This is a genomic window from Craterilacuibacter sp. (genome assembly GCF_051659485.1).
Taxonomy (GTDB): Bacteria; Pseudomonadota; Gammaproteobacteria; order Burkholderiales; family Chromobacteriaceae; genus Craterilacuibacter.
Genome location: NZ_JBOFOO010000386.1, coordinates 1 through 14,088, shown reverse-complemented (window position 1 = coordinate 14,088; position 14,088 = coordinate 1). Strand labels below are relative to the sequence as shown.

12 protein-coding genes and 1 pseudogene are annotated in these 14,088 nt (G+C 57.5%); 12 read left to right on the top strand and 1 reads right to left on the bottom strand.

What is annotated here, in order from left to right; all coding sequences use genetic code 11:
• A pseudogene (locus ACRC1E_RS13350) lies at nucleotides 1-90 on the bottom strand (DNA-binding protein); the annotation flags it as partial.
• A gap of 288 nt (nucleotides 91-378) precedes the next feature.
• On the opposite strand from ACRC1E_RS13350, the gene ACRC1E_RS13345 reads away from it, so the two are divergent.
• From ACRC1E_RS13345 to mltA, 12 genes are all read left to right on the top strand, one after another.
• Nucleotides 379-1,500: a beta-ketoacyl-ACP synthase III gene (locus tag ACRC1E_RS13345; protein WP_438515580.1), complete on the top strand. Its 1,122-nt coding sequence runs from the start codon at nucleotides 379-381 to the stop codon at nucleotides 1,498-1,500.
• A 137-nt stretch (nucleotides 1,501-1,637) separates the two neighbouring features.
• Complete coding sequence (locus ACRC1E_RS13340; RefSeq protein ID WP_438515579.1) at nucleotides 1,638-3,233, top strand: ABC transporter substrate-binding protein; 1,596 nt, start codon at nucleotides 1,638-1,640, stop codon at nucleotides 3,231-3,233.
• 284 nt (nucleotides 3,234-3,517) lie between these two features.
• Nucleotides 3,518-5,110, top strand: a complete 1,593-nt coding sequence (locus ACRC1E_RS13335; RefSeq protein ID WP_438515578.1) for an ABC transporter substrate-binding protein — start codon at nucleotides 3,518-3,520, stop codon at nucleotides 5,108-5,110.
• A gap of 191 nt (nucleotides 5,111-5,301) precedes the next feature.
• A complete protein-coding gene (locus ACRC1E_RS13330) occupies nucleotides 5,302-6,330 on the top strand; it encodes an ABC transporter permease subunit (protein ID WP_438515577.1) in 1,029 nt (342 codons plus the stop codon).
• A gap of 10 nt (nucleotides 6,331-6,340) precedes the next feature.
• Nucleotides 6,341-7,261, top strand: a complete 921-nt coding sequence (locus ACRC1E_RS13325) for an ABC transporter permease subunit (protein ID WP_438515576.1) — start codon at nucleotides 6,341-6,343, stop codon at nucleotides 7,259-7,261.
• 10 nt (nucleotides 7,262-7,271) lie between these two features.
• Complete coding sequence (locus ACRC1E_RS13320) at nucleotides 7,272-8,249, top strand: ABC transporter ATP-binding protein (protein WP_438515575.1); 978 nt, start codon at nucleotides 7,272-7,274, stop codon at nucleotides 8,247-8,249.
• Entirely contained in the window at nucleotides 8,246-9,214 is a 969-nt protein-coding gene (locus ACRC1E_RS13315) for a peptide ABC transporter ATP-binding protein (RefSeq protein ID WP_438515574.1), read from the top strand. Before ACRC1E_RS13320 ends, ACRC1E_RS13315 begins: the two co-directional genes overlap by 4 nt.
• Nucleotides 9,215-9,298: 84 nt before the next feature.
• On the top strand, nucleotides 9,299-9,850 hold the full coding sequence (coaD, locus tag ACRC1E_RS13310) for a pantetheine-phosphate adenylyltransferase (RefSeq protein ID WP_438515573.1): 552 nt from the start codon (nucleotides 9,299-9,301) through the stop codon (nucleotides 9,848-9,850).
• Between the two features lie 167 nt (nucleotides 9,851-10,017).
• Nucleotides 10,018-10,968 carry a class I SAM-dependent methyltransferase gene (locus tag ACRC1E_RS13305; protein WP_438515572.1) on the top strand — a complete coding sequence of 317 codons (951 nt, stop codon included), beginning with the start codon at nucleotides 10,018-10,020 and terminating at the stop codon, nucleotides 10,966-10,968.
• 44 nt (nucleotides 10,969-11,012) lie between these two features.
• Nucleotides 11,013-12,218, top strand: a complete 1,206-nt coding sequence (gene gltS / locus ACRC1E_RS13300; protein WP_438515571.1) for a sodium/glutamate symporter — start codon at nucleotides 11,013-11,015, stop codon at nucleotides 12,216-12,218.
• Between the two features lie 132 nt (nucleotides 12,219-12,350).
• Nucleotides 12,351-12,722: a thioredoxin gene (gene trxA / locus ACRC1E_RS13295; protein WP_438515570.1), complete on the top strand. Its 372-nt coding sequence runs from the start codon at nucleotides 12,351-12,353 to the stop codon at nucleotides 12,720-12,722.
• A gap of 188 nt (nucleotides 12,723-12,910) precedes the next feature.
• Nucleotides 12,911-14,088, top strand: a 1,178-nt coding sequence (gene mltA, locus ACRC1E_RS13290; protein ID WP_438515569.1) for a murein transglycosylase A, incomplete at its 3' end; no start/stop codon positions are given.

Below are 14,088 nucleotides of genomic sequence, written 5' to 3'. Positions count from 1 at the left end.
GCCGGCCAGCGTGACCGGGCCGCCTGCTTCGCGCAGGGCAAGGTCCAGCATGGCGGTAACGGCAAAGCGTCCTTTGGTGGTCAGGCGCATATTGTGGTGTTCTCCCTGTCTTTGCTGCGGTGTGTTTTCGCTATCCGTGCCGGAGTATGTCGATACTGGAGTGTTTTAGTCAAGTATTAGTGGCGAAAGTTTTTTATGCTTACCGTTTAAGATGGAGTTTCACTACAAACGTGCCGATTTTACAAGGATTTATGCTGTTCAGGGAGGGTTTTCTTGCAGTTTATTGCAAGGCGTGGTGTATCATCAGCCGGAAAATCCTTATGAATAACATCGTCAGTGGCTTGCGCTGTAAGTAGCGTCGGCTATGGAGTTTTTTGCATGAACAAGGTCGTAATCAGCGGAACCGGTTTGTTTACGCCGCCCAACGCAGTTGGCAATGAACAACTGGTTGCAGCATTCAACCAGTATGTGCGCGCCTTTAACGCGGAAAACCAGGCCGCGATCAGCGATGGCAGCGTGGCGGCATTGGCAGAATCCAGCGCCGAGTTCATCGTCAAGGCTTCCGGCATCCAGCAGCGCTACCTGATGGATGCGACGGGCGTCCTCGACCCCGAACGCATGACCCCGTTTTTGCCTGAGCGTAGCAATGACGTGTTGTCGATACAGGCTGAAATGGCGGTTGCGGCGGCGCGCGAGGCCCTGGCCAATGCCGGCAAGTGTGCGGCCGATATCGATATGGTGATTGTGGCATGCTCGAATATGCAGCGTGCCTATCCTGCGATGGCGGTGGAGGTACAGCAGGCCTTGGGGATCAGCGGCTACGGTTACGACATGAATGTGGCCTGCTCATCGGCCACCTTCGGTATTCAGGCCGCGGTCAATGCCATTGCTTGCGGCTCTGCCCGTGCGGTGCTGATGGTGAATCCGGAAATCTGTTCGGCCCACCTCAATTTCCGTGACCGCGACAGCCATTTTATTTTTGGTGATGCGGCCACTGCCATGGTGCTGGAAAATGCCGATCTCGCCACTTCGGCGCAGCGTTTCGAGATACTGGGCTGCAAGCTGGCGACCGTGTTCTCCAACAATATCCGCAATAACGCCGGTTTCCTGAACCGTTGTGACGAGTCCGGTATCGGTGCCCTGGACAAGCTGTTTGTGCAACAGGGCCGCAAGGTATTCAAGGAAGTCTGCCCTATGGTGGGCGAGCATATTGTCAGCCATCTGGCTAGCCTGAGTGTGGCGCCGGATGCCGTGCGCCGCTTCTGGTTGCATCAGGCCAATCTGGCGATGAACCAGCTGATTTCGCGTCGCGTACTGGGGCGGGAAGCCACCCCCGACGAGGCACCGGTGATTCTGGACCGCTATGCCAATACCAGTTCGGCCGGTTCGGTGATTGCCTTTCATCTTTACAGCGCCGATATGGCCGCTGGCGAAATTGGTGTGTTGTCTTCCTTTGGGGCCGGTTATTCGGTGGGTAGCGTTGTGTTGCGCAAAATGTAAGCTTTCAGTTGCACTGGTATACAAAATACATTTGTTGCGCAATTTATATTGCAAATGGCATTGTTGTTGCTTAATGTTGTCTCTATGTGCCCGGTGCGCCGGGCACTTCTCGTATTCGGGAATACAACGGAGAAATCATGAAAACAATGACACGCATTTTGATTGCCGCCGGCCTGATCGCCGGTGCCCAGTTGGCTCACGCCGCCGGCGGAACCCTGATCTATTGTTCCGAAGCCAGTCCTGAAGGCTTTGATAATGCGCAGTACACCGGCGGCAGCAGTTTCGATGCCTCCGGCCATCCGGCTTACAACCGTCTGGTTGAATTCGAGCAAGGCTCGACCAAGATCCAGCCGGGTCTGGCCGAGAGCTGGACCATCTCGCCGGACGGCAAGGTTTACACCTTCAAGCTTCGCAAGGGGGTGAAGTTTCACACCACCGACTATTTCAAGCCTACACGCGAGCTGACAGCAGACGATGTGGTGCTGACCTTTGACCGCATGGTCAATAAGAATAATGCCTTCCGCAAGGCCTACCCGGTTGAATTCCCGTTTGCTTCCGATACCGGTCTGGATGCCAATATCGTGTCGGTAGAAAAACTTGATCCGACAACCGTACGTATCACGCTGAAAGATCCGGATGCCGACTTGCTGGCTAAAGTCGCCATGCCTTTCGCGTCTATCCTGTCTGCCGAATATGTGGGCCAGTTGATGGCGGCCGGCAAGGCTGCCGATATCAACCAGAAGCCGGTTGGTACCGGCCCGTTTGTGTTCAAGCGCTACCAGAAGGACGCGCAGATCCGCTACGCCGCCAACAAGGACTACTGGAAGAAGGGCACGGTCAAGATCGACAATCTGGTGTTTGCCATCACCACCGACCCGTCGGTGCGTTACCAGAAGATGAAGGCTGGCGAGTGCCAGATCATGTCTTATCCGAAGCCGACAGATCTTGCCGGCATGAAGGCTGATCCAGCGCTTAAAATGATGTCGTCGCAGGGCTTCAATATCGGTTATCTGTCGTATAACGTCGAAAAGCCGCAGCTGAAAAACCCGGCGGTGCGTAAAGCGCTGGATATGGCGATCAACCGCAAGGCCATCATCGCCGCCGTGTACCAAGGGCAAGGCGTAGAAGCATCCAACCCGATGCCGCCAACCTTGTGGTCGTACAATAAATCGCTGAAAAATGCCGCGTTTGATCCGGCTAAAGCCAAGGCCGAACTGGCCAAGGCCGGTTACCCCAACGGTTTTGAAATCACCCTGTGGGCGATGCCGGTACAGCGTCCGTACAACCCGAACGCCAAACTGATGGCCGAGATGATTCAGGCTGACTGGGCCAAGATCGGCGTCAAAGCCAAGATTCAGAGCTACGAATGGGGCGAGTACCTCAAGCGCATGAAGAACGGCGAGCACGATACCGGCCTGATCGGCTGGACTGGCGACTACGCGTCGCCAGACAACTTCCTGGGCGTGCTGCTGACCTGTGAAGCTGTCGGCGGTTCCAACTATGCGCGCTATTGCAGCAAGGAATTCGATCAACTGGTGCTGGCTGCCCGCAAGTCGCCGAACACTGCCGAGCGTACCAAGCTTTACGCCAAGGCGCAGGAGGTGTTCAAGCGTGATATGCCGTGGTCGACCATTGCCCACTCGACAGTCAACCAGCCGATGCGTAAAGAAGTCCAGGGCTTCAAAATCAGCCCGTTTGGTGATTACACCTTCCAGAATGTCAGTGTGAAGTAAAACCGTGGGGGCACTGTGCTCCCCAGAAATGGCCTCCGCGATTCTTCGCGGGGCCATTTTTTTATCGAATGAGATGTAATAGCATTAACTATGTTTGATAATAATCAGATACTTATATTTTTTGTCATTTAATTTTATTAAATCAATCTTACTTGGCATAATTAGCCTCTAATTATAGAATAACCACTTGTCAATTGCTCAATGATTAAATAATGTAGTTTGGGTGTGATGTACAGGCTCAGCTCGCACAACCATCCCATCCAAAAGAGAAGTGGAAATTTATAATGAAAAAAACCAGAAAACTACTGATTACCGCCGGTTTACTGGCCAGTGCGGCGGCTAGCCAAGCTGCCGGTACGCTGATTTATTGCTCTGAAAGCAGCCCGGGCGGTTTTGATCCGGCGCAGTATTTGTCCGGCGCCGACTTCGATGCCTCGGCCGAAACCGTGTTCAATCGTCTGGTCGAGTTCGAGCGCGGCGGGACCAAGGTGATTCCGGGGCTGGCCGAATCGTGGACCATTTCACCCGATGCCAAGGTGTACACCTTCAAGCTCAGAAAAGGCGTCAAGTTCCACACTACCGATTATTTCAAGCCGGCACGCGACTTCAATGCCGACGATGTGATGTTCACTTTCCAGCGCATGCTGGACAAGAATCACCCGTTCCGCAAAGCCTACCCGACCGAGTTCCCTTATTTCACCGATATGGGGCTGGATGGCAATATCGCCAAAGTTGAAAAGCTTGATCCGCAGACCGTGCGTTTCACGCTCAAGAATGTCGATGCCGCTTTTATCCAGAATATGGCGATGAGCTTTGCCTCCATCCAGTCAGCCGAATACGCAGGGCAACTGCTGAAATCCGGCAAGGCGTCCGATCTCAACCAAAAGCCGGTTGGTACCGGCCCGTTTGTGTTCCGCCGCTACCAGAAGGATGCGCAGATACGTTACGCAGGCAACAAGCAGTACTGGAAGCCTGCCGATGTCAAGCTGGACAATCTGGTATTCGCCATCGTGACCGACCCGTCGGTACGCGCGCAGAAGCTGAAGAAGGGTGAGTGCCAGGTGACGGTCTATCCGCGTCCGGCCGACCTGCCTTCAATCAAGGCCGACCCCAAGATTTCGGTGATTACCAAGCCGGGTTTCAATCTGGGTTATGTTGCCTACAACGTGCAAAAGCCTCAACTGGCCAAGCTGGAAGTGCGCCAGGCGCTGGATATGGCCATCAATAAGGATGCCATCCTCAAGGCGGTATATCAGGGCGCGGGCCAGAAGGCAGACAACGCGCTGCCGCCTACGCAGTGGTCGTACAACAAGGCGATCAAGTCCAGTGCCTATGATGTCGCCAAGGCCAAGGCCTTGCTGGCCAAGGCCGGCTATCCGAACGGCTTCGAGATGACCTTGTGGGCGATGCCGGTGCAGCGTCCGTATAACCCGAATGCCCGTCTGATGGCCGAGATGATGCAGGCGGATTACGCCAAAATCGGCGTCAAGGCCAAGATCGTGACTTACGAATGGGGCGAGTACATGAAGCGCGCCATGAAGGGCGAGCATGATGCGATCCTGATCGGCTGGACCGGTGACAATGGAGATCCGGACAACTGGATGAACAACCTCTATGGTTGCGATTCGGTCTCCGGCAGCAACTACTCCAAGTGGTGTCACAAGCCGTTTGACGACTTGGTAAAAAAAGCCAAGCTGAGCACCAATGTCGCCGAGCGCACCAAGTTGTACAGCAAATCGCAGGAAATCCTGAAGCAGCAAGTGCCGATCACTCCGATAGCACACTCCACGATTAACCAGCCGGTACGCAATAACGTGGTGGACTTCAAGGTCAGCCCCTTCGGCCTGAATGCATTTTATGGTGTGGGCGTGAAGTAAGCAGCAGTGTTTGAACCCTGCCGCCGTGGCGGCAGGGCGTAGCCTGATCGATGCAGCCTGCAAGAGCCGCACTTTCAGGCTGCGGTTTCATGGCAGCCAGCAAGGGGCCATATAAAGTGCCCGGGAATATGCCCGGGCTTCGGGGGAGCGACAACGATGCAGGTACGCCGAGCATCGGGAGTATAGAAACTATGTTTACCTTCATTCTTCGCCGTCTGGGTCTGTTGATACCGACCTTCTTCGGCATTACCTTGCTCACTTTCGGTCTGATCCGCATGATTCCGGGCGATCCGGTCGAGGTCATGATGGGCGAGCGTACGCTGGACCCGCAGATGCATGCCGAGGCGCTGCACCGTCTGGGTCTGGACAAGCCGCTGTATGCGCAGTACTTCGATTACCTGGGCAATTTGTTTCAGGGCAATCTGGGCGAGTCGCTGGTGACGCGCGAAAGTGTGTGGTCCGAATTTACCACCCTGTTTCCGGCGACGCTGGAGCTGGCTTTGTGCGCCATGGTGTTTGCCTGCGTACTGGGTTTGCTTGCCGGCGTAGTGGCGGCGATCAAGCGCGGTTCGCTGCTTGACCACGGCGTAATGGGATTGGCGCTGACCGGTTTTTCTATGCCGATTTTCTGGTGGGGGCTGGTGCTGATCATGTTCTTCTCGGTGTCGCTAGGCTGGACACCGGTATCGGGCCGGCTGGACCTGATGTTCGACATTCCGCCGGACACCGGCTTTATGCTGATCGATGCCTGGCGTGCCGAGGCGATGGATCCAGAGTACAACGCCGGCGCCTTCAAGGATGCGGTGATGCACCTGATTCTGCCCTCTATCGTGCTGGGGACGATTCCGCTGGCGGTGATTGCGCGTATGACCCGTTCTTCGATGCTGGAAGTGATGCAGGAAGACTATGTGCGCACCGCGCGCGCCAAGGGGCTGTCGCCGGCACGGGTGATCTTTGTACACACCTTGCGTAATGCGCTGATTCCGGTGCTGACGGTGATGGGGCTGCAAGTCGGGGTCTTGATGGGCGGGGCGGTGCTGACCGAAACCATCTTTTCCTGGCCCGGTATCGGTAAATGGCTGATCGACGCCATCGGTCGCCGTGACTACCCCATCGTGCAAAACGGCATCCTGATCGTTGCCACCTTGGTGATCATTACCAACTTTATCGTCGATATCCTGTACGGCGTTGCCAACCCGCGCATCCGTCATGCCAAGTAAGGAGGCCGCCATGAGCCAAACCCATCGCACCAGCTTGCCGCTCGCCGACGAGCCGGTCGTGCATTACCCCAGCCCGCTACGTGAATTCTGGCAGGGTTTTTCTTTCAATAAGGGCGCTCTCGCTGGCCTGATATTTATGTTGGTGGTGTTTGCCGCCGCCATCCTGGCCCCGCTGGTGGCGCCCTATAGCCCGATCGAACAGTTCCGTGACCATCTGCTGACGCCGCCGGCCTGGAGTGAGGGCGGCAGTATCGCTTATCTGTTCGGTACTGACGAACTGGGGCGCGACATCCTGTCGCGGCTGATTTACGGCGCCCGCATGTCGCTGTTTATCGGCGTCGTTTCGGTGGTGATGTCGCTGATTCCCGGTGTGATCCTGGGGCTGGCGGCGGCGTTTTCGCCCAAGGTGCTGGGGCCGGCCATTATGCGCCTGATGGATGTGATGATGGCTTTGCCTGCATTGCTGCTGGCTGTCGCCATCGTGGCCATTCTGGGCCCGGGTCTGGTGAATACCATTATCGCCATTGCGGTGGTGGCTTTGCCGGGCTATGTGCGCCTGACGCGCGCCTCGGCGCTGACCGAGCTTAACCGCGATTATGTGACGGCCAGCCGGGTGGCCGGGGCCGGCAAGCTGCGCCTGATGTTCGTGACCGTCTTGCCCAACTGCATGGCGCCCTTGATCGTGCACGCGACCATGAGCTTTTCGTCGGCCATTCTCGAAGCCGCCGCCTTGGGCTTTCTCGGTCTGGGCGTGCAGCCGCCGACACCGGAGTGGGGCACCATGCTGGCTTCGGCGCGCGACTATATCGAACGTGCGTGGTGGGTGGTAACCATGCCGGGGCTGACGATTCTGTTCTCGGTGCTGGCGATCAACCTGATGGGCGACGGCTTGCGCGATGCACTCGACCCTAAACTCAAGCGCGCAGCCTAAGGAGAGAAACATGAGTTTGCTCGAAATCAAGAATCTCTCGGTACAGTTTGGCAGTCTGGATAAACCGTTCAGTGCGGTAGAAGGGCTGGATCTTAGCGTGGGCGAGGGCGAGATCGTCGGCATCGTCGGCGAGTCCGGTTCGGGCAAGTCGGTCACCATGATGGCGATGATGGGCTTGCTGGAAGGGCAGGGGCGCATTGTGGCCGATACCCTGACCTTTGACGGCAAGGATTTGCTGACCATCAGCCCGCGCGAGCGTCGCAAGATTGTCGGCAAGGATATTGCCATGATCTTTCAGGACCCGATGACCTCGCTGAACCCGAGCTATACCGTCGGCTACCAGATCATGGAAGTGCTGAAAGTGCATCAGGGGCTACGTGGTGCGGCACTGAAGGCACGGGCGCTGGAACTGATGGAAATGGTCGAGATCCCGGCCGCCGCCTCGCGCCTGAATGCCTACCCGCACCAGTTGTCCGGCGGGATGAGCCAGCGGGTGGTGATTGCGATGGCGATCGCGTGCAAGCCCAAGCTGTTGATTGCCGACGAACCGACGACCGCGCTGGATGTGACCATCCAGGCGCAGATCATGGATTTGCTGGTGTCCTTGCAGCAAAGCCAGAATATGGCACTGATTATGATCACCCACGATCTGGCGGTGATCGCCGAGGTCGCGCACCGGGTGGCGGTGATGTATGCCGGGCAAGTGGCCGAGATGGGGCAGGTGCCGGGCATTTTCCGTACACCGGTCCATCCTTATACCGAAGCGCTGCTGGCTTCCATTCCCGAGCATAGTCAGGGGGCGGCGCGGCTCAATACCTTGCCCGGTATCGTCCCCGGCCAGTATGACCGTCCCATGGGCTGCCTGTTGTCGCCACGCTGCCCGTATGTGGCCGAGCGTTGCCATAGCGAGCGCCCGGGCCTGACCGCGATCGAGGGCGGCGTCGTACGCTGCCACTTTCCCCTACGCACCAAGGAGGCTGCCTTATGAGCACGGTATTGTGTGCACGTGAGCTGACCCGTCATTACACGGTGTCACAGGGTTTTCTCAAGCCGGCCGCTACGGTCAAGGCGCTGAACGGCATTTCGTTTGATCTGTCTGCCGGTAAAACACTGGCGGTGGTGGGGGAGTCGGGCTGCGGCAAGTCGACACTGGCGCGTGCGCTGACCCTGATCGAGGAGCCGACTTCAGGCTCACTGGTGCTTGACGGCATTGATGTGGCTTCGGGTAGCAAGGGCGACATCAAGGCCATGCGCAGCAAGGTGCAGATGGTGTTCCAGAATCCGTATGCCTCGCTCAACCCGCGCCAGAAAATCGGCGTGCAGCTGTCCGAACCATTGCTGATCAATACCTCGCTCAGTGCCAGCGAGCGCGAGGCGCGGGTCAAGCAGATGATGACCATTGTCGGTTTGCGTCCCGAGCATTATTACCGTTATCCACACATGTTCTCCGGTGGCCAGCGCCAGCGTATTGCCATTGCGCGTGCCATGATGCTCAAGCCCAAGATCGTGGTCGCCGACGAGCCGACTTCGGCGCTGGATGTCTCCATCCAGGCGCAAGTGCTCAACCTGTTTATGGATTTGCAGCAGGAGCTGGGGACGGCTTATGTGTTTGTGTCGCACAATCTGTCGGTGGTCGAGCATGTGGCCGACGATGTGATGGTGATGTATCTGGGGCGGGCGGTGGAGGTGGGCTCCAAGACCGCACTTTATGCTGCACCGCTGCACCCTTATACCAAGGCCTTGTTGTCGGCGACGCCTTCCATCCACCCGGAAGACCGCAAGATCAAGATCAAGATCGTCGGCGAACTGCCCAGTCCGCTTAATCCGCCTTCCGGTTGTACTTTCCACAAGCGTTGCCCGTTTGCCGAGGCGCGTTGCAGTGCGGAAGAGCCGCAACTGCGTCTTGTGGGCGGGCATCAGGTCGCCTGCCACCGCGCCGAAGAAATAAACTGAAGCCCAGTGTGGTTTATTTTGCATACGAACCCCGCTAAGAGCGGGGTTTTTTTGCGTTGCAGCAGAAAGCCTTGTTCCGCTGCCATGCTCACGTTACAGTTGTTGCCATGTTTATGCCCAGCAAAAAGGATTGATCCGTTGAAACGTGCCGTCTATGCAGGAAGTTTCGACCCGGTGACCAACGGACATCTATGGATGATACGTGAGGCCGTGGAGTTGTTTGACGAGGTCGTGGTGGCGATCGGCGTGAATCCGGAAAAGCATTGCAGCTTCAGCGTGGAAGAGCGCGTAGAAATGCTGCATGCCGTCACCGGAGGCCTGAGCAAGATGCGGATCGATGTGTTCGAAAACCAGTTTCTGGTGAATTACGCCCAGAGCGTAGACGCCAATTACATCGTGCGCGGTATCCGTACCGCCAGTGATTACGAATACGAGCGCACCATGCGCTATATCAACTCGGACTTGCATCCGGATATCACCACCGTTTTTCTGTTGCCGCCGCGCGAGTATGCCGAAGTGTCCTCTACCATGGTCAAGGGGCTGGTCGGGCCCAATGGCTGGGAGAAGGTGATACGCCAGTATGTAGCCGAGCCGGTCTATCGCAAGCTGGTGGCACTGTTTGGTGCCGAAGGCTGATTGTTTTCCCTGTTGGGTGCTTGTCGGGCCTGCCGTCGTTGACGGCAGGCCTGTTTCGTTTTGGGGTGGCGGCCATGTGGTTTGCGGCCGGGCAATGCCTACCTCGCGGGAGTTTGAGCCCAAGCTACGCTATACTGGCGCGTTTTTTAATCAGCAGGGAGACGAATATGGTCGACGTATCACCTTTTGCCAACCGTCTTGCCAAGAATTTCAAGCACCTTTCCAAGTGGGCGCGACGCCTGCCCACCGATGCCTGGCGCGTCTACGACAAGGATATTCCGCAGTTTCCGTTTGCCGTCGATATTTACGGTGCACGCGTGCACCTGCAGGAGTATGACACCGGCTGGCAAATGGAAGAGGCCGAGTATCAGCTATGGATGGATGCGGTACTGGACGCCATTGCCGGCATCACCGGCTGTGCACGTAGCGGCATTGCAATCAAGACCCGCCGCCGCCAGAAGGGGCTGGACCAGTACGAAAAAGTCAGCCAGTTCGGCAGCAACTTCGTGGTCAGCGAGCAGGGGCATAAATTCTGGGTCAATCTGGATGATTATCTGGATACCGGTCTGTTTCTCGATCACCGCAACACCCGCCGCCGCGTGCAGGAAGAGGCGGCCGGCAAGCGCATGCTGAACCTGTTTGCCTATACCGGCAGCTTTACCGTGTACGCCGCCGCCGGCGGTGCCATTGCCTCGGAAACGGTAGACCTGTCCAATACCTATCTGGATTGGTCGCGCCGTAATTTCAGCCTTAACGGCATGGATACGGAACAACACCAGCTGATACGCGACGATGTGTTCCAGTATCTGGAAGACGCTGCTTATCATGGCAAGGCGTTTGATCTGATCGTGATGGATCCGCCCAGTTTTTCCAATTCCAAAAAGATGATGGAAGTACTGGATATACAGCGCGATCAGGCGCGTCTGGTCGATGGCGCCATGCGCTTGCTCAAGCCGGATGGTGTGCTGTATTTCTCTAATAACCTGCGCAGTTTTACGCTGGACCCTGCGCTGGCGGCACGTTACCGGATACGCGATATCAGCGCGGCTTCTGTAGCGGAAGATTTTCGCAATAAAAAAATTCACCAATGCTGGCAAGTCCGGCATCAGGAGGTCTGAACGGCTCACACGCGCATGGCGCGTGTTAAAAAAAGGGAGATTTAATGATTCAACTCGACTTCTACGGCACCTTGGTTGCGGCCTCGCTGGTATTGCTGATCGGCCGCATGGTGGTGGCGCGTACGCCTTTGCTACGCACATTCAATATCCCCGAACCGGTAGTCGGGGGCCTGCTGGTGGCGCTTATCCTGCTGGCCTTGCGTCAGGGGATGGGCTTTCAGGTGCAGTTTGACCTCGCCATGCAGACACCCTTGATGCTGGCCTTTTTTGCCTCCATCGGTCTGTCGGCCGACTTTGCGCGGCTGAAGTCCGGCGGCAAGATGGTCGGACGCTTTTTGCTGATCGTGGCCGGCCTTTTGGTCGTGCAGAACACGCTGGGCATCTCGCTGGCGATGCTGATGGGGCTGGACCCGCTGATGGGCTTGCTGGCCGGCTCGATTACCTTATCGGGTGGCCATGGTACCGGTGCCGCCTGGAGTGCGGTGTTCCAGAACGAATACCAGCTGGCATCGGCGACCGAACTGGCCGTCGCCACGGCAACCTTCGGTCTGGTGCTGGGGGGGCTGATCGGCGGGCCGGTGGCCAATCTGCTGATGCGCAAGGTCAAGGCACCCGGCGCCGAACACAATGCCGATGACGAGCCGCAAGGCTTCGAGCAACCCAATCAGGAGCGTTTGATCACCCAGTTCAGTTTTATCGAAACGCTGGCGCTGATCGCGGTCAGCCTATTGGGCGGCACGGCCTTGGGGGCGCTGATCAAGGGCACGCCATTCGAGTTGCCGACCTTCGTCTGCGTACTGTTTGTCGGCGTATTGCTGCGCAACGGCCTGGAAACGCTGGGTGTGCACAAGGTATTCGAGCGCGAGGTATCGCTGGTGGGCAACGTCAGCCTGTCGCTATTTCTGGCCATGGCGCTGATGTCGCTCAAACTGTGGGATTTGGCCGCGTTGGCTTTGCCTATCTTTGTGCTGCTGATTGCGCAGGCGACGGCCATGGGCTTGTTTGCCTACTTCGTGACCTTCCGCCTGATGGGTAGAAACTACGATGCGGTGGTGCTGGCGGCCGGTCATTGCGGCTTCGGCTTGGGCGCGACACCGACGGCAATTGCCAATATGCAGGCCGTGACCCAGCGTTTCGGTCCGTCGCATCTGGCTTTTCTGGTGGTGCCTATGGTGGGGGCGTTCTTTATCGATATCATCAACGCCATCACCATCAAGCTATTCCTCGCCCTGCCTTTTGTTGGCGGCTGATAGCGCAGCTTTATCCGTATGATCGGCAAATACAATCCGCACCGGCTCTTGCGCCGCTGCGGATTGTGCCCATCTGGAATGCCTTAAAGGCAAGCATTCCGGCTTGTCATGTCAATATTATCGGGAGACAGTATGGCCTGCGTGAACATCACCGCCGACACTTTCAACGAATCCGTCAAGCCGGAAGGCATTGTGATACTCGACTTCTGGGCGCCATGGTGCGGGCCATGCAAGAGTTTCGGCCCGGTATTCGAGGCGGCTGCCGATAAGCACACGGACATCGTATTCGGCAAAATAGATACCGAAAGCGAGCAGGAACTGGCCGGGCATTTCAATATCCGCTCTATCCCGACGCTGATGGTGATGCGCGACGGCATCATGGTATATCAGCAGGCCGGCGCCATGATGGCGGCCCAGTTTGAAGAGCTGATTCAGGCTGTGTGTGCGCTGGATATGGATCAGGTACGCGCCGAAGCCGCTACCGAGCAAGCCGCCCAGCCTTGATTTTTTGCGCTTTCCCTCCCGCTTGTGATGGCAAGCGTTGGCGCCAGCCGGTATTTCGGGCTGGCGTTTTTTGTGGGCCGGTCATTGTTGGCTTGTGGCATTGCACGGCGATAGGCACAATTCCGGCTTTCCCTTATTCATGTGCTCATGCCGGTATGCTTGCCGGACGAGCCGCATTGCAAATCATCATGAAATCAAGATTCCTGCTTGGCCTGCCCCTGCTCTGGTTGGCGGCCTGTTCCAGTGTGACGCCGCCCCCTACTACCACCTCTCCCGCATCAGGGAATGTGCGTTATGAGCAGGCGGCACTTGCGGCCGTCCCGGGCTGGAGCGATGCCGGTTTGGTGCGCTCGCTGGAGGCGCTGCGCGGCAGTTGCCGGGTGTTGCAGAAAAAACCGGGCTGGGGTGAGGCCTGCAGCCGTGCCTTAGCCATAGACGAGGCGGATGGCCGTGCGGTACGGCGTTATTTCGAACAGGATTTCGCGGCCTGGCGCATTCTGGATGGCAGTGCCGGCGAGGGGCTGATTACCGGTTATTACGAGCCGCTGCTCAATGGCTCGCGCACGCAAAGTGCGCGTACGCCGTATCCGGTGTATGGCGTACCGCCTGATCTGGTCGTTGCCGATGTGACGGCGCAGCAGCGTAGCCGCAGCAGCCTGAGCTTGCGCAAGGGTGCGGGTAACCGGCTGCAAGTGGTGGATGGCGGCGGTGAGTACAGTGCGACGCTGTCCGAGTTTGCCATTGATGCACGCACTTCCCGTCTCAAGGGGCGCATCGAGGGCAATCGTTTCCGCCCCTATTACCAGCGCGGCGACATCAGCGCCGGCAAGGGGGTGGCAGGCAGCGAGATTCTGGCCTGGGTAGAAAACCCGGTCGAACTGTTCTTCTTGCAGATTCAGGGCTCGGGCCGCATCCAGCTGGAGGACGGCTCCATGCTGCGGGTGGGCTATGCCGAGCAGAATGGCCACCCTTATGTGTCTATCGGCCGTCATCTGGTGGATCAGGGCGAGATGGTCATGGCCGATGCCTCCATGCAGGGGATTCAGGACTGGATCAAAAAAAATCCGAATCGCATGAATGAGCTATTCAATGTCAACCCGAGTTATGTATTCTTCCGGGTATTGGGTAGTGCTGGCGGCGGACCCTTGGGGGCTTTGGGTGTGCCGCTGACCGATGGCTACAGCATTGCCGTCGATCCGCGTTTTATTCCGCTGGGGGCGCCGGTGTTCCTGAGTACCACCTGGCCGCTGTCACAACAGCCATTGCAGCGGGTGATGCTGGCACAGGACACCGGTGGGGCGATACGCGGTGCGATCCGTGCCGATTTCTTCTGGGGCTTCGGCACCGAAGCCGGCATGTATGCCGG

Bases quoted from the DNA above. Each gene is read 5' to 3' on its own strand.
- ACRC1E_RS13330 (WP_438515577.1), top strand. From the start codon at position 5,302: ATGTTTACCTTCATTCTTCGCCGTCTGGGTCTGTTGATACCGACCTTC.
- ACRC1E_RS13325 (WP_438515576.1), top strand. From the start codon at position 6,341: ATGAGCCAAACCCATCGCACCAGCTTGCCGCTCGCCGACGAGCCGGTC.
- coaD (WP_438515573.1), top strand. From the start codon at position 9,299: ATGCTCACGTTACAGTTGTTGCCATGTTTATGCCCAGCAAAAAGGATT.
- ACRC1E_RS13320 (WP_438515575.1), top strand. From the start codon at position 7,272: ATGAGTTTGCTCGAAATCAAGAATCTCTCGGTACAGTTTGGCAGTCTG.
- ACRC1E_RS13335 (WP_438515578.1), top strand. From the start codon at position 3,518: ATGAAAAAAACCAGAAAACTACTGATTACCGCCGGTTTACTGGCCAGT.
- ACRC1E_RS13340 (WP_438515579.1), top strand. From the start codon at position 1,638: ATGAAAACAATGACACGCATTTTGATTGCCGCCGGCCTGATCGCCGGT.
- ACRC1E_RS13345 (WP_438515580.1), top strand. From the start codon at position 379: ATGAACAAGGTCGTAATCAGCGGAACCGGTTTGTTTACGCCGCCCAAC.
- trxA (WP_438515570.1), top strand. From the start codon at position 12,351: ATGGCCTGCGTGAACATCACCGCCGACACTTTCAACGAATCCGTCAAG.
- gltS (WP_438515571.1), top strand. From the start codon at position 11,013: ATGATTCAACTCGACTTCTACGGCACCTTGGTTGCGGCCTCGCTGGTA.
- ACRC1E_RS13315 (WP_438515574.1), top strand. From the start codon at position 8,246: ATGAGCACGGTATTGTGTGCACGTGAGCTGACCCGTCATTACACGGTG.
- ACRC1E_RS13305 (WP_438515572.1), top strand. From the start codon at position 10,018: ATGGTCGACGTATCACCTTTTGCCAACCGTCTTGCCAAGAATTTCAAG.